Annotated in this window: 17 protein-coding genes; 8 read left to right on the top strand and 9 right to left on the bottom strand. The window is 69.3% G+C overall.

Annotation, left to right across the window (positions count from 1 at the left end; genetic code table 11):
* A complete protein-coding gene (locus P5F91_RS27405) occupies nt 1–1,368 on the top strand; it encodes a sensor histidine kinase (protein WP_145610343.1) in 1,368 nt (455 codons plus the stop codon).
* Here the strand turns inward: P5F91_RS27405 and P5F91_RS27400 are convergent.
* Complete coding sequence (locus P5F91_RS27400; protein ID WP_145610342.1) at nt 1,365–2,057, bottom strand: DJ-1/PfpI family protein; 693 nt, start codon at nt 2,055–2,057, stop codon at nt 1,365–1,367. The genes P5F91_RS27405 and P5F91_RS27400 overlap by 4 nt on opposite strands.
* Nucleotides 2,058–2,164: 107 nt before the next feature.
* Here P5F91_RS27400 and P5F91_RS27395 point away from each other — a divergent pair, with 107 nt between their 5' ends.
* From P5F91_RS27395 to P5F91_RS27380, 4 genes are all read left to right on the top strand, one after another.
* Nucleotides 2,165–3,103 carry a GlxA family transcriptional regulator gene (locus tag P5F91_RS27395; protein WP_145610341.1) on the top strand — a complete coding sequence of 313 codons (939 nt, stop codon included), beginning with the start codon at nt 2,165–2,167 and terminating at the stop codon, nt 3,101–3,103.
* A gap of 252 nt (nt 3,104–3,355) precedes the next feature.
* Nucleotides 3,356–5,329, top strand: a complete 1,974-nt coding sequence (locus P5F91_RS27390; protein WP_145610340.1) for a methyl-accepting chemotaxis protein — start codon at nt 3,356–3,358, stop codon at nt 5,327–5,329.
* A gap of 73 nt (nt 5,330–5,402) precedes the next feature.
* On the top strand, nt 5,403–5,594 hold the full coding sequence (locus P5F91_RS27385; protein ID WP_145610339.1) for a hypothetical protein: 192 nt from the start codon (nt 5,403–5,405) through the stop codon (nt 5,592–5,594).
* A 110-nt stretch (nt 5,595–5,704) separates the two neighbouring features.
* A complete protein-coding gene (locus P5F91_RS27380; protein ID WP_277908804.1) occupies nt 5,705–7,807 on the top strand; it encodes an alpha/beta hydrolase family protein in 2,103 nt (700 codons plus the stop codon).
* 56 nt (nt 7,808–7,863) lie between these two features.
* Here P5F91_RS27380 and P5F91_RS27375 read toward each other — a convergent pair whose 3' ends face one another.
* The 8 genes from P5F91_RS27375 to P5F91_RS27340 form a co-directional block, all read right to left on the bottom strand.
* The gene (locus P5F91_RS27375) at nt 7,864–8,631 is read right to left on the bottom strand and encodes an alpha/beta fold hydrolase (protein ID WP_145610338.1); all 768 of its coding nucleotides are present in this window, start codon (nt 8,629–8,631) and stop codon (nt 7,864–7,866) included.
* 115 nt (nt 8,632–8,746) lie between these two features.
* The gene (locus P5F91_RS27370; protein ID WP_277908803.1) at nt 8,747–11,851 is read right to left on the bottom strand and encodes an efflux RND transporter permease subunit; all 3,105 of its coding nucleotides are present in this window, start codon (nt 11,849–11,851) and stop codon (nt 8,747–8,749) included.
* The gene (locus tag P5F91_RS27365; RefSeq protein WP_277908802.1) at nt 11,848–12,972 is read right to left on the bottom strand and encodes an efflux RND transporter periplasmic adaptor subunit; all 1,125 of its coding nucleotides are present in this window, start codon (nt 12,970–12,972) and stop codon (nt 11,848–11,850) included. The genes P5F91_RS27370 and P5F91_RS27365 overlap by 4 nt, the downstream gene beginning before the upstream one ends.
* Before the next feature lie 97 nt (nt 12,973–13,069).
* Nucleotides 13,070–13,705 carry a TetR/AcrR family transcriptional regulator gene (locus P5F91_RS27360; protein WP_145610335.1) on the bottom strand — a complete coding sequence of 212 codons (636 nt, stop codon included), beginning with the start codon at nt 13,703–13,705 and terminating at the stop codon, nt 13,070–13,072.
* 269 nt (nt 13,706–13,974) lie between these two features.
* Nucleotides 13,975–14,883, bottom strand: coding sequence for an alpha/beta fold hydrolase (locus P5F91_RS27355; RefSeq protein WP_145610334.1), 909 nt, complete (start codon nt 14,881–14,883; stop codon nt 13,975–13,977).
* Nucleotides 14,884–14,943: 60 nt separating this feature from the next.
* A complete protein-coding gene (locus P5F91_RS27350; RefSeq protein WP_145610333.1) occupies nt 14,944–16,482 on the bottom strand; it encodes a cation:proton antiporter in 1,539 nt (512 codons plus the stop codon).
* A gap of 61 nt (nt 16,483–16,543) precedes the next feature.
* The gene (locus P5F91_RS27345; RefSeq protein WP_145610332.1) at nt 16,544–17,194 is read right to left on the bottom strand and encodes a helix-turn-helix domain-containing protein; all 651 of its coding nucleotides are present in this window, start codon (nt 17,192–17,194) and stop codon (nt 16,544–16,546) included.
* 30 nt (nt 17,195–17,224) lie between these two features.
* Nucleotides 17,225–18,379, bottom strand: a complete 1,155-nt coding sequence (locus tag P5F91_RS27340; protein WP_422394500.1) for an NAD(P)/FAD-dependent oxidoreductase — start codon at nt 18,377–18,379, stop codon at nt 17,225–17,227.
* A 262-nt stretch (nt 18,380–18,641) separates the two neighbouring features.
* On the opposite strand from P5F91_RS27340, the gene P5F91_RS27335 reads away from it, so the two are divergent.
* The 3 genes from P5F91_RS27335 to P5F91_RS27325 are packed head-to-tail and all read left to right on the top strand — an operon-like array spanning nt 18,642 to nt 23,055.
* Nucleotides 18,642–20,276, top strand: a complete 1,635-nt coding sequence (locus P5F91_RS27335) for a serine hydrolase domain-containing protein (RefSeq protein ID WP_145610330.1) — start codon at nt 18,642–18,644, stop codon at nt 20,274–20,276.
* Complete coding sequence (locus P5F91_RS27330; RefSeq protein WP_277908801.1) at nt 20,276–21,769, top strand: M81 family metallopeptidase; 1,494 nt, start codon at nt 20,276–20,278, stop codon at nt 21,767–21,769. Before P5F91_RS27335 ends, P5F91_RS27330 begins: the two co-directional genes overlap by 1 nt.
* Complete coding sequence (locus tag P5F91_RS27325; protein WP_145610328.1) at nt 21,766–23,055, top strand: MFS transporter; 1,290 nt, start codon at nt 21,766–21,768, stop codon at nt 23,053–23,055. Before P5F91_RS27330 ends, P5F91_RS27325 begins: the two co-directional genes overlap by 4 nt.
* Nucleotides 23,056–23,175: the final 120 nt, after the last annotated feature.

Here is a 23,175-nt window from a genome sequence, read left to right as displayed (position 1 = left end):
ATGGCGCCGGCCCCCGCCTCGCCCTTGCGCTCATCCGCCTATACCCTGGCCTTCAGCTATGTGCTGCTGGGCCTGGTGACCCTGGTGCTGTTCGCCGCCCCCCTGGGCTATGCCTGGCGGGTCACCATCGACGACGGCCGCACCGAGATCCTGCAGGAGGACGCGCAGCGCTTCACCGAGGTGTTCCGCCAGCGCGGGCCCGATGGGCTGGTAGCCTTCCTCAATGAGCGCATGAGCATGCAGATCGCGGCGGAGCGCCTCCTGCTGCTGACGGATGCGGCGCACACCGTGCTGGCGGGCAACCTCCCGGCCTGGCCCGGCGACTTTCCCGAACGGCAGGGCGTCTACAACGCCCCGATCAAGCTGAACGGCCGGACGGTGCAGGCGCGCCTGGTGCATGTGGTGCTGCCCGGCGGCTATCACCTGGTGGTGGCGCGCGACATGGCCCACTTTCGTCCGCTGGAGCAGCGCTTCTGGTACAGCCTGCTGGCGGCGATGTGCGTTCTGCTGCTGCTGGGCATGCTGGGCGGCTTCCTCATCCGCCGGGCGGTGCTGCGCCGCATCGACGATCTCAGCCGCACCGCCACCGGCATCGTCCAGGGCGACCTGTCGCGCCGCCTGCCCACCACCCGGGGGCAGGACGAGTTCAACACCCTGTCGCGCACCATCAACGGCATGCTGGACCAGATCGAGCAGCTGGTGCACGGCGTGCGCAACGTCTCCAACGCCATCGCCCACGATTTACGCACCCCCTTGGCGGAGCTGCGGTCGCGGCTGGAGGAGGTCAGCGTCACCCGGCCGCCCCTGGCCGAGACCTATGCCGAGGTGGACGGGGCCGTGGCCGACGTCGACCGGGTCATCGGCATCTTCAACGCCCTTCTGCGCCTGGCGGAGATCGATACCGGCGCCCGCCGTTCCGGCTTTGCCGAGGTCAACGTGGCGGAGGTGGCGGCGGGCGCCGTGGAATTCTACCTGCCGGCGGCGGAACTGAAGGGCGTCTCCCTGACCTTCCAGGGCGATGAGGGTATGATGACCATCCTGGGCGACCCCATCCTGCTGGCCCAGGCCGTGGGCAACCTGATCGACAACGCCCTGAAGTTCACGCCCGAGGGTGGCGCCATCACGGTGGAGGTCGGCAGCGGCGCGGATGGCAAGGTCGAGATGTCGGTCAGCGACAATGGCCCCGGCATCCCGGACGATGAAAAGCCAAGGGTGACGGAACGCTTCTACCGGGGCGACGCCGGCCGCGGCACCCCCGGCGTCGGCCTGGGCCTCAGCCTGGTCAGCGCCGTCGCCAAGTTGCACGGCGGCGCCTTCGACCTGGCGGATAATCATCCGGGGCTCAAGGCGCGGATGCGCTTGGCTTAGGGCGACATGCGGCGGGCGAACTCCTCCACCTCCGCCATGCGCTTGGGCAGGATGGCGCCGTAGATCTCATCCACCCGCTGCCTTACCTCCGGCCGCGCCAGTTCCGGGCGGCCGCCGGCGAAGGGTGGCTCGGGCGCATATTCCAGCATCAGCAGCAGGGCCTCCGCCGCGTCGGGGCCCACGATCTCGGCGGCCACGGTGAAGGCGAAGTCCAGGCCGGCGGTGACGCCGCCGCCGGTGATGATGTCGCCGTCGCGCACCACGCGGCCAGCGTCGGGAATGGCGCCGAACCGGGCCAGCTGGCCGCGCCAGGCCCAATGGCAGGCCGCCCGCTTGCCCTTCAGCAAGCCGGCCCCGGCCAGGACCAGCGACCCGGTGCAGACCGAGGTCAGGTAGCGGGCGCCCCCGGCCAGGCGGCGCACCTGGGCCATGGTCTCGGCGTCGTTCAGCACGGCGGCAATGCCCATGCCGCCGGGAATGAACAGCAGGTCGCAGGCCTGGATGTCGGCCAGCCGCTCCGTCCCCTCAAACCGCAGGCCCTCGTGCGAGGCGATGGTGCCGCCGGTGGCGGACGCCACGCGGGTGGTGATGCCGGGCAGGCGGCTGAACACCTGGTGCGGGGCGGTGAAGTCCAGTTGGGTCATCAGGGGGAAGACGACTTCAACGATGGTGAAGGCGGGCTGGCTCATGGGAAAGCTCCGGGCTGGCGGCATGGGATGGCCCAACCGTGCCCTCGACAGGTGTTGGCAGCAATGCCATAAATCCCACCTTTCCTGCCAATGATGGTACAACACCCATGGCCCGCACCATCGCCTTCCTGGCTTATCCCGGGTTCCAGATCCTGGACGTCACGGGACCCCTGGCGGCGTTCGAGATCGCGGGCCGCTACGCCCGCCAACCCTATGACATCCGCGTCATGGCGCTGGCGGCGGGGCCGGTCGCCAGTTCTTCCGGCGCCCTGCTGATGGCGGGGCCGCTGGTGGACCCGGCACAGGTGGACACGCTGGTGGTGGCGGGTGGCGAGGGGGTGAACGCCGCCAGCGCCGTGCTCGCCTTGCTGGACTATGCCCGTGCCGTGGCGGGGCATGCTCGGCGGGTCACCAGCGTCTGTTCCGGCACCTTTCTGCTGGCCGCTGCTGGGCTTTTAGACGGGCGACGGGTCACGACCCACTGGTACCGCACCAGCTCTTTCGCCCGGCGCTTCCCCCAGGTGCGGCTGGAGGCCGACCGCATCTTCATCCGCGACGGCGTCTTCTGGACGTCGGCCGGCATCACCGCCGGCATCGACCTGGCGCTGGCCCTGGTGGCGGAGGACCAGGGCGAGGCCATCGCCCGGCGCACCGCCCGCCAACTTGTCGTGCCCTACCGCCGCCAGGGCGGACAGTCGCAATTCTCCACCCTGCTGGAGATGCAAGGCACCAGCAGCCGCTTCGGCGACCTGCTGGCCTGGGTGCGCGACAATCTGGCGCGTCCCCTGACGGTGGAGGAACTGGCGGCGCAGGCGGCCATGAGCCCGCGCAACTTCGCCCGCGCCTTCGCCGCCGAGCAGGGACTGACGCCGGCCAAGGCGGTGGAGCAGCTGCGGCTGGAGGTGGCGCGGGATTTGGTGGAGGAAAGTCCGGCTTCGCTGGACCGTATCGCTATCGAAACGGGATTCGGCGACACCGAGCGCATGCGGCGGGCCTTTATCCGCACCTTCGGCGCGCCGCCCCAGTCCCTCCGCCGGTCGGCCTAGTGCCGCTTCAGCCGGGCAAGCGCGGAAATCTGGGGCGGTTCCGCCGGGTGGCAAGGTTCGCGGCAATGGCGAATTTTATGGGCGCCCACTGCCTTGGTCGAAGGCGGTTGCCCTTTAAAGGTGCAGATGCGGAAAACTTCTCGCACATGCAAAAATTTGGCGTTTAACCTCTTTGAAAACTGATCTAGTCTGTTGCTCAACGGGGCTGGCCTTGACCGTCCCTATAAACAGACATGACAGTGCGAGGGGGCAATGAACTCCAGACCGTATGCTGGCATGCGCTCGATTGAGCAGACGGGCAAACGAACCAAATTTGTCTACAGGATTGTGGCTTTCACCGCAGTATTTGTGGCGCTGGCTTTCAGCATCTTGGGATATGTCATTTATTCCGTCTCAAGTGATACTCTGACCACTCAAATCAATACTCAGATCAAATCGACCGGCGAGTCGGCCGCCGATGGCATCCAGAAATGGCTGATGGGCCGCGTTTCGCTGGTGCGGAACCTGGCCGATGACGTGGCGGCCGGCGACGGCACCCATGTCATGGGCCTGCTGCAGGGACCGACGCTGAGCGGCACCTTCAGCCCTGTCTATTACGGCGACACCGCCGGCGTCTTCACCATGGTCCCGGCGCTTGATTTGCCACCCGGCTACGACCCGCGCCAGCGCGGCTGGTACAAGGCGGCCGATGCCGCGCGGCAGACCATCATGACGCAGCCGTATGTCAGCGCGTCGGGCGGCAACCTGGTGCTGACCATCGCCAGCCCCGTCATGAAGAATGGTGCGCTGGCGGGCGTGGCCGCCGGAGACCTGGACCTGGAGATGGTCAAGACCTTCCTCAAGTCCTTCGACCTGGGCGGCAACGGCCAGGTGTTCCTGATCGACGGCGACGGCACGGTGCTGGTCCATGCCGACAAGGACCGGGTGATGAAGAAGCTGGCCGATGGATTCGACATCCAGCAGCATCTGGGCCGCACGCCGGAGCAAGCGGGCGACACCCTGACCTCTTTCTACCCCATCAAGGACCTGCCCTCGGCCCACTGGTACGTGGGCGTGACCATGGACGCGACCAAGGCCTTCGGGCCGCTGCGCTCCCTGGGCATGCTGATCATGGTGGCCACGGGCGTCACGGTGGCGGTGCTGGTGCTGCTGCTGGGGGCGGTGACCTACCGCCTGGTGGCGCGGCCCATCGATGAGATCACCGGCACCATGATCGCGCTCAGCGAGGGCGCCGTCGACGTGCCCACGCCGGCCCTGGACCGGCGGGATGAGATCGGCGCCATGGCCCGCGCGCTGGAGGTGTTCAAGCGCAACGCGGCCGAGGTGGGCAAGCTGCACCAGGAACGCACCCAGCTGCAGGAGGCGGCGGAGCGGGAACGCCGCGCCACGGCGGAACGGCTGGCCAACGACTTCGAGGCCAACGTCTCCTCCGTCCTGAAGCTGGTGGCCCAGGCCAGCGGCCAGGTGGACGCGCAGAGCAATCATCTGGCGGCCGGCCTGGCCGACGCGCGGCGCAGCAGCGACGCGGTGCGCGTGGCGACGGATGAGACGTCCAGCAGCGTGGAGACGGTGGCGGTGGCGGCGGAACAGCTGTCCGCCTCCATCGGCGAGATCGCGACCCGCGTGACGCAGAGCGCCGAGATCGCCACCGACACCGCCTCCCGGGCGGAGACGGCGCGCCAGACCATCGAGCACCTGGCCGGCCAGATGGAAAAGATCACGGAGATCGTGAACCTGATCACCCAGATCGCCAGCCAGACCAACCTGCTGGCCCTCAACGCCACCATCGAGGCGGCGCGGGCGGGGGAGGCGGGCAAGGGCTTCGCCGTCGTGGCGTCGGAGGTGAAGAACTTGGCCAACCAGACCGCCAAGGCGACGGAGGACATCACCGCCCAGATCGAGGCCACGCAGCAGGCCAGCGGCCGGGCGGTGGCGGAGGTGCGCACCATCGCCGAGGTATCGGCCCGGGCGCAGGAGGTGGCGGCCAACATCGCCTCGGCCGTGGAGCAGCAGGGGGCGGCGACGCGGGAAATCTCGCAGAACGCCAGCATCGTCGCCCGCGGCACCCGTGCCGTCACCACCAACATCCACGCCGTCAGCGACGTGGTGGTGGACAGCGCCGACCGCGCCAGCCACGTGCTGGGCACGGCCGGGGAATTGGCGCAGCAGCTGAAGACCCTGGACGAGCAGGTCAGCCGCTTTGTCACCGCGGTGCGGGCGGCCTGATGGAACGCATCCAATCGGCCGGTCGGGGGTTGTGGTCCGAACGCGACCCAACCCCCACCGGACGGAGGATGCCATGGCACCGGAACCCAAGGACCAGCCCACGAACGGACGCCCCGACGCCAACCCCGACGCCGTGCGGCCCGGCACGCCCGGTGCCGGTGAGAACATCTGCCGCCGCTGTGGCGGCACCGGCAGGGTGGATGGCGCGCCCTGTCCGGATTGCGGCGGTACGGGCCGGGTGGTGACACCGGTTGGCGGCGGCTGAGGCGGGAACATAGGTCCCATCTGGCGGCGGCCCCGCAAACATGACAGGCTGTGCGCCTGTACCGGGAGCGGGGCCCGGGCCGACAGAAGAACAATGCAGATGGGACCCACATGACTTCACGTTTGCACCGGGCGGCGTTCGCGCTGGCCCTCACGCTGGGCGTCGCACCCTGCGCGCTGGCGGCTTCCCCAGCCCCCACCGGCACCACGCCCGAGGCGGTCACCCCCGCCCACACCCTGACGGCGCGCGACGCCTTCGCGCTGGCGCAGGCCAAGGACGTGCAGATCAGCCCGGACGGCAAGCGCATCGCCTATACCCGCTCCAGCGAAGACATCATGACAGACAACGCGCGTAGCGAGGTCTGGCTTGTGGACGTCGCCAGCGGCCAGCAGACCCCGCTGGGCGTGCCGGGCAGCAGCCGGGCGCGCTGGTCGCCGGACGGCACCCGCCTGGCCTATGTGGCCAAAGGCCCGGGCGACAAGCCGCAGATCTGGGTGCGCTGGTTGAGTGGTGCGGGCAGCGGGAACAGCGCCGCCATCACCGCCCTGCCGGAAGGCCCGTCCGACATCGCCTGGTCGCCGGACGGCAAGCAGATCGGCTTCACCATGTTCGTGCCGGAGGAGGGCAGCAGCCTGGGTTCTCCCCTCGCGGCGCCCGAGGGTGCCAAGTGGGCCGATCCCATCAAGGTCATCACCACCATCAACTATCGCGAGGATGGCGAGGGCTATGTCCGCCCCGGCTTCAACCACATCTTCGTGGTGCCGTCCGATGGCGGTGCCCCGCGTCAGCTGACCACTGGCCAGTTTGACGACGGCGGCGCCCTGTCGTGGATGCCCGATGGCCGCCATATCATCTTCAGCACCAACCACGGCAAGGACTGGGAACGCGATCCCCTGAACTCCGACGTCTTCTCCGTCGACACCACCACCGCCGGCCTGACCCAGCTGACCACGCGCCACGGTCCCGACCAGGAACCGGTGGCGTCGCCGGATGGCAAGCACATCGCCTTCGTCGGCTTCGACGACAAGGAGCTGGGCTACCAGAACAGCGTGCTGTCGGTCATGAACGCCGACGGCAGCGAGGTGCGGGCCCTGACGGCCGGCTTCGACCGCGACCTGGGCAGCCCGCGCTGGGCGGCGGACGGCCGGTCCATCTACGCCACCTACACCGACCACGGCGTGACCAAGGTCGCCCGCGTCACGCTGGACGGCAAGATCACCACCGTGGCCGAGGGCCTGGCGGGCAGTGAGCTGGACCGTCCCTATTCCGGCGGTGGCTTCAGCGTGTCCAAGGATGGCGCGGTGGCCTTCCCCTGGGGCGATCCCACCCACCCGGCCGACGTCGGCCTCAGCACCGGCCCGGGGGAGCAGAAGCGCCTGACCACCCTCAACGCCAGCCTGTTCGCCGGCAAGACGCTGGCCAAGGTGCAGCCGCTGCCCACCACCTCCACCGCCGGCGGCCTGCCCATCGACGCCTGGATGGTGACGCCGCCGGACTTCAACCCGGCCAAGAAGTACCCGCTGGTCCTGGAAATCCATGGCGGGCCCTTCGCCAGCTACGGCCCCGTTTGGTCGACGCAGGACCAGCTGTATGCCGCCGCCGGCTACATCGTCGTCTACGCCAACCCGCGCGGGTCGACGTCCTACGGCGAAAGCTTCGCCAACCAGATCCACCACAACTACCCCAGCCAGGATTTCGACGACCTGATGAGCGTGGTGGACGCGGCCATCGCCAAGGGCTCGGTCGATCCCAACAACCTGTTCGTCACCGGCGGCTCCGGCGGCGGCGTGCTGACGGCCTGGATCGTGGGCAAGACCGACCGCTTCAAGGCGGCGGTGACGCAGAAGCCGGTCATCAACTGGACCAGCGAGGTGCTGACCGTCGACGGCTATACCTTCATGGCCAAGTACTGGTTCGGCAAGATGCCGTGGGAGGACCAGGAGCAGTACTGGCGCCGGTCGCCGCTGAGCCTGGTGGGCAACGTCAAGACCCCGACCGCCGTCATGGTGGGCGAGGAAGACCACCGCACACCCCCCAGCGAGGCGGAGCAGTACTACGCCGCCCTGCAACTGCGCAGCATCCCCACGGCCCTGATCCGCGTGCCCGGCGCCAGCCACGGCGGCCTGGCCGAACGCCCGTCGCAGCTGGTGGGCGAGACCAACGCCATCCTGGCCTGGTTCAAGAAGTACCGCACGGATACCGAGGCCAAGTAAGCGGTCTCTGTGCCAAGGAAAAGCCCCGGCCGGGTTGCCCTGGCCGGGGTTTTTTGTCAGCCGGCCTGGCTGTCGAGGAAGTTTTCGATCATCTGGGCGAACCGGGGTGGGCACTCCTGCATGGGGTAATGGCCGCAGTTGGGCATCACCATCAGGGTCGCGTTGGGATGCCAGGCGAGGAAGGTGCGTTCCATCGCCGCGGCGTCCAGGCCGGGATCCCTGTCCCCGACCATGACTAAGAAGGGTGTCGCCAGCCCGCGCACCTCATCCACGAAATGGGCCGTCCGCATCATGTGCAGGTAGTGCGGACGGCACTGGGGCGCCACGCGGCTCCGGTTCTGGCGCAGCTTCACCTCCGCCCACTGGTCCGACAGGCCGGTCACGTGTTTGATCAAGCGGCGGAAGGCGTCGTCATCCTCGCAGACGCTGGCGAAGAAGGCGGCGGTCTCGTCCGGCAAGGGGTTGCCGGCGGCGGAGAGGGGGCAGACAGCGACCGCGCTCTTGATGCGCGACGGCACGTCGGCCGCCAGGCGCTGCGTCGCCATGCCGGTCATGGAATGGCCCACGACATGGAAGCGGGACCAGCCGAGACGGTCGGCCACGGCCAGGCAATCGGCGGCGATCTCTTCAATGGTATAGTCGCCCGCCAGGTGCATGGACCGGCCGTAACCGCGCAAATCCACCAGGGCGTAGGTGAAGCGGTGAATGTCCAGATAGGGCCACATGGGTGCGTATGTGCTGGCGTCGCCCAGCCAGTCATGCAGGACCAGCACGGGTTCCGGCCCCGTGCCGTGCAGCGTGACGCCCAATATGTTTCCGGTCATTTCGAACTTTCCTTTTCAAGGCTGCGGGAAAGCCAAAAAGGAAACGCCCTTCCGGCGGACCGGAAGGGCGTTCGAAACTGGAACCAGTCCTATCATACCTCGGCGCGAAGTCAACTCACTCCGCCGGCACCGCCCGGGGATAATGGGGCGCTTCCTCGTGCGCCGCCGCCCCGTCCGCCTTCACCCCGAACCACAGGGCGTAGAGGGCGGGCAGGAAGACCAGGATCAGCACCGTTCCCACGGCCGTGCCGCCGATCAGCACATAGGCCATGGACCCCCAGAACACCGACTGGGTCAGGGGGATGAAGGCCAGCACGGCGGCCAGGGCTGTCAGGATGACGGGGCGGGCGCGCTGCACCGTGGCCTCGATCACCGCGTGATAGGGCGGCAGCCCTTCCTCCTGGTTGGTGTGGATCTGGCCGATCAGGATCAGGGTGTTGCGCATCAGGATGCCCGACAGGCCGATCAAGCCCAGGATGGCGTTGAAGCCGAAGGGCTGGTGGAAGATCAGCAGGACGGGCACCGCGCCCACCAGGCCCAGGGGCCCCGTCAGGAACACCATGGCCATGGCCGACAGCGACCGGGTCTGCAGCACCAGCACCAGCAGGATCAGGGCCGCCATGATGGGGAACATGGGGGCCAGCGCGGCGTTGGCCTTGCCCGCTTCCTCGACGTTGCCGCCCATGTCGATGCGGTAGCCGGCGGGCAGCTTGGCGATGATGGGGGCCAGGGCCTTCTCGATGGCCATGGACACCTGGGGCGGCTGCAGGGCTTCGTCGATGTCGGCCTGGACGGTGATGGTGGGCACGCGGTCGCGGCGGCGCAGGATGGGCTCCTCCGCCCGCACTTCCACATGGCCGATCTGGCTCAGGGGCACCAGGCGGCCGTCGGCGCTGGTCAGGGTCATGTCGCCCAGGCGGGCGGGGTCCAGCCGGTCGGGGCCGGCGCTGCGCGCCGTCACCTGCACCACGCGGATGTCCTCACGCACCTGGGTCACCGGGGCGCCGGTCAGCAGGAACTGCAGCTGCTGTGCGGCGTCGGTGGGGTTCAGGCCGATCAGGCGCAAGCGGTCCTGGTCCAGCACGAAGTGCAGGGTGGGCGCCCGCTCGCCCCAGTCCTGGTTCACCAGGCGGGTGTCGGGGTTGGCCCGCATGACGGCCTGCACCTCATCGGCGATGCCGCGCAGCACCGCCACATCGGGCCCGCTGACGCGGAACATGACGGGGAAGCGCGAGGGCGGACCGAACACCAGCTGCGACACGCGCACCCGGGCCTCCGGCGCCAAACCATCGGATATCGCCTGGCGCAGGTTGTCCTTCAGCCGGTCGCGCGCCTTGTCGTCCGGGGTCAGGACGATCATCTTGGCGAAGGACGGGTCGGGCAGCTCGGGATTGTAGGACAGGAAGAAGCGCGGGGCGCCCTGGCCGACATAGGTGGAGACGATCTTCGCCTCCGGCTGCCGGCGCAACCAGTCCTCCACCTTCTTGGCCGCGGCGCTCGTGGCCTCGATGCTGGTGCCCTCGGGCATCTGCACCTCCGCCATGATCTCCGGCCGGTCGGAGGTGGGGAAGAACTGCTGCTTGACGAAGCCCATGCCCACGCCGGCCAGCAGGAAGGTGCCGACCACGGCCAGGGCCACCCGGCCGCGATGGTCCACGGCCCAGGTGATCAGGCGGCGCAGGCGCTGGTAGCGCGGGGTGGCGTAGATGGCGGCATGCCCCCCCGGGATGGGGCGGATGTTGGGCAGCAACTGGACGCCCAGGTAGGGCGTGAACACCACCGCCACCACCCAGGAGGTGATCAGGGCGAAGCCCACGATCCAGAAGATGTTGCCGGCATACTCGCCCGCGGTGGACTTGGCGAAGCCCACGGGCGTGAAGCCGATGATGGTGACCAGGGTACCGGACAGCATGGGGGCGGCCGTGTGGCTCCAGGCGTAGGCGGCGGCCTTGATGCGGTCGTACCCTTCCTCCAGCTTCACCACCATGATCTCGATGGCGATGATGGCGTCGTCCACCAGCAGGCCCAGCGAGATGATCAGGGCGCCCAGGGTGATGCGGTCGAAGGCGCGGCCGGTGATCTGCATGATGACGAAGACGGCGGCCAGGGTCAGCGGCACGGCGGCGGCCACGACGATGCCCACGCGCCATCCCAGGCTGGCCAGGCTGACGAACATCACCACGCCCAGGGCGACGAAGAACTTCAGCATGAATTCACCCACCGCCTCGTGGATGTTCACCGCCTGGTCGCTGACCTTGCTCAGCGTCAGGCCCACCGGCAGTTCGGCGGCGATCTTCTTTTCTTCGGCATCCAGGGCCTTGCCCAGTTCCAGACCGTTCCAGCCGTCCTGCATGACCACGCCCAGGGCCAGGGCCGGGTCGCCATCGTGGCGGATCAGGTAGGTGGGCGGGTCCTCATAGCCGCGCTTCACCTCGGCCACGTCCGACAGCTTGAAGGTGCGGCCGCCGGCGACGATGGGGGTGTTGCGGATCTTCTCCAGGTCATCGTAGGCGCCATCCAGGCGGATGAAGACCTGCGGGCCGTCGGTGTCGATGGACCCGGCCGGCGTGACCGTGTTCTGGCGGGCCAGGGCGTCGAAGATGTCGCGGGCGCCGATGCCCAAGGTGGCCAGGCGGGCGTAGGTGAAATCGACGAAGATGCGCTCGGGCCGTTCGCCCAGGATGTCGATCTTCTTCACGCCCGGCACGTGCAGCAGGCGCTGGCGCAGGGTTTCCGCCTCGCGCGTCAGCTGGCGGGCGGGCATGCCCGGTGCCTTGACCGCGTAGACGGCGAAGTCGGTGTCGGAATACTCGTCGTTGACGAAGGGGCCCAGGGCGCCGGACGGCAGGGTGCGGGCCTCGTCCCCCAACTTCTTGCGCGCCTGGTAGAATTGTTCGGGCACGGCCGAGGGCGGTGTCTTGTCCTGCAGCGACAGGGTCATCAGCACCATGCCCGGCCGGGTGAAGGTTTCCACCTTGTCGTACCAGCGCAGTTCCTGCAGGCGCTTCTCCAGGGGTTCGGCCACCAGGTCCTGCATCTCCTGCGCCGTGGCGCCGGGCCAGACGGCGCTGACGGTCAGCACCTTGATGGTGAAGGCGGGGTCCTCGGCGCGGCCCAGCTTGAGGAAGGCGAGGACGCCTGACAGGGTGATGGCGATCAGCAGAAACAGGGTGATGGCGCGTTCGCGGACCGCCAGGGCCGACAGGTTGAAGCCGCTCATTTGAGCACCGCCTGGGCCGAAGCCCCGCTGGTCGGGGCCACGCGCACCTTTTCGCCTTCATGCAGGAAGTGGCCGCCCAGGGCCACCACCCGCTCGCCGGCCTTGACACCGCCCAGCAGGGTGGCTTCCTCGGCGCCCAGTTGACCCACGGTCACCGGGCGGAAGGCGATGGTCGCCCGATCACCGCCGGCTTCGGGCGTCAGCACCCAGACGCCGGGGCCCTTGCCCTCGTCGTTCAGGGCGCCCAGGGGGACGGAGACGGGCGGGGTGTCGTCGCCGGTCAGGGACAGGTGCACCGTCACCGTGGCGCCCAGGGGGGCCTGGGCGGCGGCGCCATCCAGGACGTAGCGGGCTTCATAGGTGCGGGTCTGGGTGTCGGCGGCGTCCGACAGCTGGCGCAGGGTGGCGGGGGCGCGCACGGCGCTGCCGTACAGGGTGGCGGCGGCGTGGGAGCCCACGGCCGGCCGCACCGTTTCCGGCAGGTTCACCGCCGCCTCGCGCGGGCCGGCATGGGCCAAGCGCACCACGATCTGGCCGGCGGTGACCACCTGGCCCGGTTCGGCCAGCGTATCCATCACCGTGCCGTCAGCGTCCGCCACCAGGGTGGTGTAGGCGGCGTCATCCTGCGCCACCCTCAGTTGGGCCAGCGCCGCGTCCAGTTGGGCCTGGGCGCCGTCGGCCGCGGCCTTCTTCTGGTCGTAGGCGGAGGGGGAGACGGCGCCGTTGCCCACCAGGGCGCGATAGCGCGCCTCATCCGCCCGGGCCTGGGTCTGGGTGGCCTTGATCATGGCCACCTGGCCCTGCTGGGTGGTGATGGCGTGGGCGTAGTCGGTGTTGTCCATGCGCATCAGCGGTTGGCCGGCCTTCACGGTCTGGCCGGGGTCCACCAGGCGCTGGATGACCTTGCCTGCGACGCGGAAGCCCAGGCCGCTCTGCACCTTGGCGGTGACGACGCCGACATAGGCGCGCTCGTCGTGCGCCGCCGGCTGGGCCGTGGCCACGCGCACCAGGCGTTCGGCCGTGCGCGGGTCGGGGGCAGGCTTGTCACAGGCGGAAAGCGAGGTGCCGGCCAGGGCCAGGATGGCCAGGGTCAGCAGGCGGGAAGATACGGGGTGCCGCATGGCGAAGCTCCATCCCTGAAGGAGCCTCGACCATACAGACGAGTGACGATTTCGTCAATCCGTCACTCGTTATGCTTCATGCGTCACTTATCACATGTCAGGGCCGCAGGCTGCGCAACACCAACCCGGCCACCGCCGCCGTGGTGGTGTCCAACATGTCCAGCTTCTCTTCCAGCATCAGGGGGTGGGCGAACGGCCACAACGTCTCCTCGATCGCCAGGCACACCTCGTCCAGCGGGGTCTCGCGCTCGAATTCCCCCGCCTCACGTCCGGCGACGACCAGGGTGCGCACCATGTCCCGCAGTTCTTCCTCGTACGTCGTGCCGGCGTGCCAGTTCTCGGTGACGGCGGTGACGACGATGTCGTGCAGCCGGCGTTCCTCGAAGAACAGGGCGGCGCCGGCCCGCGCCAGGGTGGGATAGACGCGGCGCAGGCGTTCCGCCGCGGACGCGGGCTCACTCATGATCACCCGCAACTGCGCGGTGATCTCGCTCAGGCAGCGGGCGCAGATGGCCTCGCCGATGGCCTGCTTGCTGCTGAAGAATTTGTAGATGTAGGCCGTGGACAGGCCGATGGCCTTGGCTAGGTCCGCCACCGTGGTCTTGTGATAGCCGTAATAACGGAAATGCTGGTCGGCGGCTTCGACGATCTGGGCGCGGCGCTCATGGTCGAGGGGGCCGCGCTGGCCGGTGGAGGCCGGGCTGGCGGGGGTGGGGCGCGCTGCGGTGGTCATGGGCGTGCGACCTTCAAAAAAAGGGACCTGGCGCGAACCGATCCGCTTGCCGCCCTATGGCCGTGCCGGGCCGCAAGCCCCGCGGATGATGGGTCCGAAAGTCCCTATGTATGTGACAACTGACACATTGACAATATCGTCACTCAGATAGTGTATAGAATAATTATTAGGATGCAACCATTATCGGGCCGTCGCCATGCCCACCGGAAGCGTGGGTTGGCCGGCGAGGGCGACAAGTCCGCCCACCTTTGATCCCGCGACTGGAAGGATTAGGCCAAAAAGTCCAGGAAGGCGGCCAGCACCTCGTCCGGCCGCTCCTCCTGCAGGGTGTGGCCGCAGTCCAGCGCCCGGCCGCGCACATCGTCGGCCTTCTCCCGCCAGGTGGCCAGCACGTCGTACAGCTGACCCACCGTACCGTGGGCGCCCCACAGGGCCAGCAGCGGCGCCGTGACCCGCTGGTGCCCGTCGGCCGCGTCGTGCGCCAGGTCGATGGTGGCGGCGGCGCGATAGTCCTCGCAGATGGCGTGGCGGGTGGCGGGGTCCTGGTAGCAGCGCAGATACTCGGCGAAGGCCGCCGGTTCGGTGGCGCCGGCGATCTTGTTCTGCCGGTCGATGTGGCTGCGCAGGAAGAATTCCGGGTCCGCGGCGATCAGGCGTTCCGGCAAGGGCGCCGGCTGGATCAGGAAGAACCACCAGAAATACCGGGTGGCGAATTCCTGGTTGGTCAGGGCGTACATGGTGGCGGTGGGTGCCACGTCCAGAAGGGCCAGGCGGCTGACGGCGGCCGCATGGTCCAGCGCCATGCGGTGCGCCACCCGGCCGCCCCGGTCGTGCCCGGCCACGGCGAAGCGTTCGTGCCCCAGCGCCCGCATCAGCAGCACCATGTCCAGCGCCATGGCGCGCTTGGCATAGGGCGCGTGGTCGGCATCGCTTTCCGGCTTGGCGCTGTCGCCATAGCCGCGCAGGTCGGCCGCCACCACGGTGAAGCGCCGCGCCAGGGCCGGGGCGATCTTGCGCCAGGTGACATGGGTCTGTGGATGGCCGTGCAGCAGCAGCAGGGGCGGGCCGTCACCGCCGACGGCCGCCCGCAGGGTGACGCCGGTGTCGACGGTGACGTCCGCCAGGCGGAAGCCGGCCAGGAAGGGGCTGGGGCCCCGCTCAACGAGGGTCGCGTTCATGCCGCCAGCATGCCCCCAGCCGGTTGCCGGCGGTGATGCAAGCTTTGCATAAGCCGATGCTCAGCTTTCGGCCAGTTCCAGTTCATCCGGCAAGGCCGCCGCCAGCTCGGCCCAGTCCAGCTCCTGCTCCAGGGTGTGGAACACGTCGTCGTCGATACGACCGCTGCGCCGCAGGTTGGCCAGGGCGCGGCGCTTGGCGGCGATGGTTTCGCGGCGCAGCTGGGCGGTTTCGCTGGCCTCGCGCGGGTGCCGGCCGCTGGATAGGACGGCGCGGTCGCGCTCATAGATTTCGCGCATCAGGCGCGCGCCGTCGCCGTCCTTGTCCTTCAGGCTGGCCAGGGCCGCATCCAGCAGGGCGCCGCGGGCGAACGTCAGGTCCTGGCTCAGGCTGTCGTCCGCCGGAAAGCGCAGCAGGCGGATCAGCGGCCCCAGCGTCAGGCCCTGCGCCACCAGGGTGCCCAGCACCACGGCCAGGGCGCACAGCACGATCAGGTCGCGCTCGGGGAAGCCCTCCGGCAGGGCCAGTGCCGTGGCCAGCGTCACCAGCCCGCGCATGCCGCACCAGGATACGACCAGCCCCTGGGCCAGGCTGGGCGGCTGGTCGTACCAGCCCCAGCGGGCGATCAGGTTGACCAGGCGGTTGTACAGCATGACCCAGGCTAGCCGCACGCCCACCACCACCGCCAGCACGGTGCCGGCGAATTCCAGGGCGCGGTCCAGCTGCCCGTCGCCCAGGTGGCTCAGAATGCTGCGCGCCTGCAAGCCGGTCAGCAGGAAGGCCAGGACGTTCAGCAGGAAAACCACCGTGCCCCACACGGCGTAGGTGTTGACGCGGTCGCGGGCCCGCTGGCGATAGGGCACGTGGTGGGCCAGGGTCATGGCGTTGGCCACCACGGCCAGGATGGCGGACAGGTGCAGCCGGTCGGCGATGACCCAGACGGTGAAGGTGCCGGCGAAGCTGGCGATGGTCCCGCCCAGCGTGCCTTCCAGCGGCCGCGACAGCACGATGTAGGCGCGCGCCGTCAGGTACCCTACCAGCAGGCCGCCGGGCACAGCCAGTGCCACCTCCGGCGCCAGCTTCTCCAGGCTGCCGTCCCGCGCCCAACCCACCGCCGTGGCGAAGATCAGCAGGGCCACGGCGTCGTTCAGCAGGCTTTCGCCCTTCAGCACGGTGACGGTGCGGCGGGGCAGGCTGAAGCGGCCCAGCATGGTGGTGGCCGCCGCCGCGTCCGGCGGGGCGACGATGGCACCCAGGGCCACGGCCGCCACCAGGGGCATGCCCGCCAGGGCCACGCCGGCCCAGGCGACGGCGGCCGTGGTCAGCACCACGGCCAGGCCGGCCAGCGCCACCAGTGGAATCCATAAGGGCCGCAGGGATCGCGGTGGCAGATCATAGGCGGCGTCCAGCAGGGTGGGGGCGATGAACAGGGTCAACGCCAGGCGCGGGTCCATGCTGATCTGGGGCGACCAGGGCAGGGCCGCCACCAGCCCGCCGGCCAGGGCCAGCAGGGCTGGATAGGGCACGGCCAGGCGGCGCGACACCTGCAGCAGCAGGATGGCGACCACCACCAGCGTCAACATGCTTTCAAACAGCGCCACGTCGGTCCCCGCCTTCCCCCAGCCGGGGCAACCTAGCATTTCGCCGGCGTAAGGGCAGCCGTCAGGCGGGGCGTTCGGCGGTTTCTTCCGCCAGGGTGATCAGGTCACCCTGCAGGTTGCTGTCGTCGCTGGAACAGACGCCCAGCACCAGGGCGCGCTCGCAATCCTTGGCCAGGTAGGCATGGCCCATCATGCTGTCGATGTAGATGCCCTGGCCCTGGCGCAGGGTGACGGGGGCGTAGAACTCCAGGTGCACCTCGATGGTGCCCTCGACCACATAGATGAACTCCTCCCCCTGGTGGCGGACCAGGTCGCCAAACTCCGCCAGGGTGTGGGCCAGCACCTGGGTCAGGATGGGCACCATGCGCTTCCGCCGCAGGTCGGTGCACAGGTATTCGTAGTCGTAGGCGCCGGTGTGGATGCGCACGGAATTGCTGTCGCCGGTCAGGCTGCGCCGGCCGGTGATGACGGGCGGGGCGCCCTTGGCGGTGGCGCCGGGGCCCCGGTCCTGGGCCAGGAATTCGGCCATGCTCAGGCCCAGCCGGCCGGTGAATTGCTCCAGTTTGTCGTAGCTCAGCGACAGCTTGTCGCCTTCCACCTTGGCCAGGGTGGACAAGGGGATGCCCACCTTCTCGCTCATCTGTTTCAGGGTCCAGCCGTTGCGCTGGCGCAGCGCGCCGATCAACTGGCCCAGGGTGGCGTTCTTCTTCATCCGGCTGTCCATGGGGGGCGTGACCCGCCTTTATTCCAGTGGTACGGCCGGTTCGCAAGCGGCACCGGCCAGGCGGGACGGCAGCACGTTGGCCAGCACCAGCCCCTCGGCCAGGATGTCGTCGGGCACTGGGCGGTCCAGCACCAGGCTGGCGGCCAGCCGCGCCAGGGCCGGCGCCATCTGGATGCCGTAGCCGCCCTGGCCGGCGCACCAGTAGAGGCCAGGCACGGCGGCGTCGGGGCCCACCACCGGCTGGCGGTCGGACGCGAAGGTGCGCAGGCCGGCCCAGCTGTGGGTGACGCGGCGCACCGGCAGGTCCAGCGCCTGCTGCACCCGGTCGACGGCGATGGCCACGTCCAGCTCGTCCGGCTGGGCGTCGCAGGGCTCGGTGGGGGTTTCGTCCGCCGGGGACAGCAGCAGCTTGCCCGCGTCGGGCTTCATATAGAATTGTTCATCGGTGTCGAAGACACCGGGCCAGCGGTCGGTGTCGTGGCCCGGCGGCGGATCAACCAGCAGGGCGGTACGCTTCAGCGGCCTCAGCCCCAGGGGGGCGGCGCCGAAGGCCAATCCCACCTGCTCCGCCCAGGCGCCGGCGGCGTTCACCACCTTGGGGGCCGCCACATGGCGATCACCCACGCGCAACACCCACAGATCGTCCTCGCGGCGAGGCTGGTCGGCCAGCGCGTCGGTCAGCAGGGTGGCGCCCCGGCGCTTGGCCAGGCGCAGATAGCCCTGGTGCAGGGCGTCGACGTCGATGTCCATGGCGCTGCCTGTTTGCGCCAGGGCGGCCATGGCCACGTACGCCGGTCGCAGCAGGGGCATTTGGGCCATGGCGTCGGCCACGGGTATCGTCCGCACGCTGTCGCCGATTTCCTCCAGGAAATCCATCAGGCGGGGCACCTGCGCCGCCGTCGCGACGTACAGCAGGCCGCGCGGCGACAGCAGCGGGTGGTCGGCGAAGCCCTCGGGCGGCGCATCGAAAAAGGCCCGGCTGGCCCGGGTCAGGGCCCGCACGTCCGGCCCGCCGTAGGCGGCGGCGTAGAGGGCGGCCGACCGTCCGGTGGCATGCACGCCCGGCCGCGCCTCCGCCTCCAGCACCAGCACCCGCGCGTGGGGGCTCAGCTCTGCCGCCAGGGCGGCCCCGCCCATGCCGGCACCGATGACGATGACGTCATACCTTTCCAATTCCATCTCCCAGCCGGCGATATTCTCCAATCAGAGAAATATTTGGCACGTGGGCGCTCGTCTGTCCAGCCGCAATCTCGCGATCTGCCGGTGACGTTTCAGGTATGTTCATAAAATGAAACACAATAAATACGTTATATAACAATGATCTATATGACAGTTCCTGCACCAGCCAGGCGGAGTTGTTCTCAATTTGGAGAATAATCTCTTGACAGGAAATGAAGCCATCGCGAACTATCCCATCAACGGCGGGAGGGCGGCGATGGGCAAGGGAACGGGCTTGGTCCCGGCTGCGGTGGAGGAGGCGAGGGCGGCGGTGGATGGGGCCGCCCTGGACGCGATCTTCGCGGCCCTGGACACGACCCATCTGCCGGGCGTGGCGGTGGGGGTGGCGCTGGATGGCGTGCCGCTCTATCGCAAGGGCTTCGGCCTGGCCAGCCTGGAGCTGCCGGTCACCCTGTCGCCCACCATCCGCATGCGCATCGGCTCCACCACCAAGCATTTCGGCGCCCTGGCCTACATGCTGCTGGTGGAGGCGGGGTTGGCTGGGCTGGACGACCCGGTGGCCCGGCATGTGCCGGAGATGGCGCGCGCGGCGGCCGGTGTCACCATGCGCCAGCTGATGACCCACCTCAGCGGCCTGCGCTGCAGCCTGGAACTGGCGCTGCAGCTCAGCGGCCCCGGCCACCATCTGTCCACCGCCGACTGCATGCGGCTGATGGCGGATGATGACGACGTGAATTTCCCGGCGGGGGAGGAGTGGTGCTACAACAACGGGGGCTACGTCCTGCTCTCGCTGGCCATCGAGCGGCTGTCGGGGATGAGGCTGGGCGACTTCTTCCGCGACCGCCTGTTCCGCCCCCTGGGTATGAACGACACCCTGCTGCGCCTGGTCGACACCGACTATGTGCCCAACAGCGCGTCCCTGCACATGGCGGATGGCAAGGGTGGCTATTACCGCCAGCCCATCGGGGCGGAGATCGCGGCCGAGGGCGGCATCGTCTCCACCGTCGATGACATGCTGCGCTGGCTGGTCCACCTGCGCGCCGCCCTGGCGGGCCGGCCGACGGTGGGCAGCGCCGAGACCTGGCGCCGCATGGTGGAACCGGCGGTGCTGGCCAACGGCTATGTCACCGGCTATGGGCTGGGCCTGATGGACACGCCCTATCGCGGGGTGCGCACGGTGCATCACGCCGGCGGGGTCATGGGCGGGTCCAGCCAGATGATCACCCTGCCCGACCATGGGCTGGACATCATCGTCATGGCCAACCGCGCCGGCCTAGACCCCATCGATCTGGCTGCCCGCGTCATCGACGCCTGCGTGCCGGCCCTGGGCCTGAAGCTGGAGCCGTATGAGGGCGTCATTCCCACCGGCACCTATTACAACCCGCACAACGGCGGCACCTTCGGCCTGGCGCGGCAGGGGGGCAAGGCCATCATCAGCATGGGCGGCATGGGCCTGCCCTTGGTGCGGGCGGATGACGGCCTGCTGCGCCCCAACGTCGCCATCTTCCACATGGGCCTGGATGTGCCGGAAACGGAAGAGGCGCCCAAGACCCTGCGCGCGATGGAGTTCGGGGTGGAGCGGGAGCTGGTGCTGCTGGAACCGGACCCCGCGGCCGATCTGCGTCCCCAGGCTGGCCGCTATGTCGCCGCCGCCTCTGGCACGACGGCGGTGGTGGAGCCTGACGGGGATGGCCGGACGGGTCGCCTGGTCCTCACCGGCCGCCATGGCGCCCTGCGCCACCGTTTGGCGAACCTGGCGCCCGGCCTGTGGGACGCCAAGCCCCTGGATCTGCCCGTGCCCATCGTCGGCGGCCTGATCGCCTTCGACAGTCAGGGCTTTACCTTCAACAGCGGCCGCACCCGCCGGCTGCGCTTCCGCAAGGTGTCCTGATGCGTACCGGTCCCCTCACGGTTTTCGTCGCCGGCCTGGTGCATGAGACCAACAGCTTCTCCCCCCTTCCCACGTCCATGCGGTCCTTCACCAACGACCTGCGGCACTTCGGCGGTGATCCGGCCACCCTGGCGCGGGCGCGGGTGCTGCCGGCCTATGGCGATCTGTTCACGGTGGCGGAACGGCACGGCGACCGGGTGATCGACGGCCCGACCGCGGGGGCCCAGCCCTCCGGTCCTGCGCCGCGGGGCGTCTATGAGGGCCTGCGCGACGCCCTGCTGGCCGACCTGAAGGCGGCCATGGCGGCGGAGCGGGTGGACATGGTGGTGCTGACCCTGCACGGCGCCATGGTGGCGCAGGACTATCCTGACTGTGAAGGTGACCTGCTGACCCACGTGCGGGCCCTGGTCAGCCCGGACATGCCGGTGGGCGTAACCCTGGATCTGCACGGCAACGCCACCCGGGCCATGGTGGATAGCGGCGCTGTCATCATCGCCTGTAAGGAATATCCCCACATCGATTTCCTGGCCCGCATGGAGGAGCTATACACCATCCTCTCCGCCATGGCGCGCGGTGGCCCGAAGGCCCGGACCCACATCCGCAAGGTGCCGGTCATGGGCCTGTTCGGCACGACGGAGCAGCCGATGCGGGGTTTTGTCGACCGGCTGGCCAGCTATGAGGGGCGGGATGGCGTGCTGTCCGTTTCCATGATGCACGGCTTCATCTGGTCCGACACCGAACATACCGGCGCCGCCGTCCTGGCGGTATCGGACGGCAGCGACCTCGCCGCCGTCGATCGCGTGCTGGCCGCCGTCGCCGCCGACTTTCAGGCCATCGTCACGGCAGCCCCCCTGCAGGAGCGCCTGCCCCTGGACCAGGCGATGGACAAGGCCGTGGGCCTGATGGGGTCCGGCAAGCCGGTGGTCCTGGCCGACAGTTCCGACAATCCCGGCGGCGGGGCGGCGTGCGACAGCACCTTCGTCCTGCGCGCGCTGCTGGACCGGGGCGTCCAGGACGTGGCGCTGGGCATGATCTGGGACCCGCAGGCGGCCTTGATCGCGGCCGATGCCGGCGTGGGCGCCAAGCTGCCGCTGCGCATCGGCGGCAAGGTCGGGCCCCTGTCCGGCGACCCGGTGGATCTGGAGGTCACGGTGACGGCGGTGCGCGACGACATCCGCCAGCGCGGCCTGGCCACGGATGGCGACGACCCTATCGGCCTGGCCGTGGCCCTGCGTGCCGGCACCTGGGACATCGTGCTGAACAGCACGCGGCAGCAGACCTTCTCCCCCGGCTGTTTCACCGAATTGGGCATCGACCTCTCGGCCAAGGCCCTGGTGGTGGTGAAGTCCACCCAGCATTTCCGCGCCACCTTCGATGCCATTTCGTCGGCCACCGTCTACTGCGACGCGCCGGGGTCCCTGAACATGAACCTGGGGGCACTGCCTTACCGCCATCTGCGCCGGCCCATCTGGCCCTTGGACCCCGTGTCGTGACCAACGCGGCGGTGCCCATGCCGGCGGCATCATGGGGGCGCCTCCGCGCCCTGATGGTCCTGGCGCTGGCCATGCTGGCGGGGATGGTGGCCCGCACGCTGCTGTCGCCGGTGCAGGAACTAGCCAAGGCCGACATGGGCCTGTCCGACAATCAGATGGGCCTGATCCAGGGCATGGCGCTGGCCCTGCCCGTGGCGGCGCTGGCGGTGCCCATCGGCCGGCTGGTGGACCGTACCCGGCGGGTGACCCTGCTGCTGGCCCTGTCCGCGCTGTGGATCGCGGGCACGGTCCTGTCGGCCCTGGCCTGGGATTTCGCCAGCCTGTTCGTGGGCCGCATGCTGGTGGGGCTGGGGGCCGCCGGCGCCGTCCCGGCCATCCTGTCCCTGACCGCCGACCTGTCCACGCCACAACGCCGGGGCCGGGCCGTCATGGTTATGGTGATCGGTCAGGCGGCGGGCATGGCGGCGGCCTTTGCCGGGGGTGGGGCCCTGGTGGGGATGCTGACGCCAGCGGCGGGGCTGCCTGTGGGGTTGACCGCCTGGCGCGCCACGATGCTGCTGGTGGCGCTGATGATGCTGGCGGCCACGGCTTTGCTGATCTGGTTGGCCGAGCCCGCCAGGCAGGGAGGCGCGGCCGACGCGGCGCCGGACGTATCGCTACGGCTGGGGCCTGCCCTGGCCGAACTGTGGCGCCTGCGCCGCCTGGTGGCGCCCCTGATGGCCGGCATGATCACCGTCAACATGGGCGACGCCGCCGCCACCGTCTGGGCGGTGCCGGTGCTGACGCGATCCTTCGGCCTGCAGCCGGCGGACTTTGGCGGCTGGATGGGCGTGCTGCTGGGGTTGTCGGGGGCGGGCGGCACCGTCCTGGGCGGCCTGGTCGCCGATTGGGGGCACAAGCGGAATGCCGGGGGCGGCATTTTGTGGGGGGCCTTGGGCGGTGCGGCGCTGTCGGTGCCGGCCGCCCTGTTCGCCCTGGCGCCCGGCGTGCCGCTGTTTGCCCTGCTGCTGGCGCTGCTGATGGTGGCGGGCGCCATCGTGGCCGTGGGCGTGGCCTCGGCCATCACCCTGCTGGTGCCCAACCATCTGCGCGGCCTGTGCCTGGGCCTCATGAGCGCCCTGGGTGTCTTCATCAGCCTGGGCCTGGCGCCCAGCATCGTCAGCCTGCTGGCGCAGGCGCTGGGGGGCGAGGAGCACCTGCCCCTGGCCCTGGCGCTGGAGGGGGCGGTGGCCAGCCTGGTGGGGGTGCTGACCTTCCGGCGGGCGCTGCGCGCGGCTCGTTCTTAAGGACAAGGGACAATAAACCCTTGAATTGTTTTTCAAGGGAAAAAGTCAATCCTCATATGGCAGCATTGTTGAGTTTTCCCGCCTGTCTATAGTCATCCCACCCATTCCGCGAAGAATTGA

This window comes from Nitrospirillum amazonense (assembly GCF_029594735.1).
GTDB classification, from domain to species: domain Bacteria; phylum Pseudomonadota; class Alphaproteobacteria; order Azospirillales; family Azospirillaceae; genus Nitrospirillum; species Nitrospirillum amazonense.
Note: the sequence above shows the minus strand (reverse complement) of the source record. Positions and strands in the feature narration are given on the sequence as shown.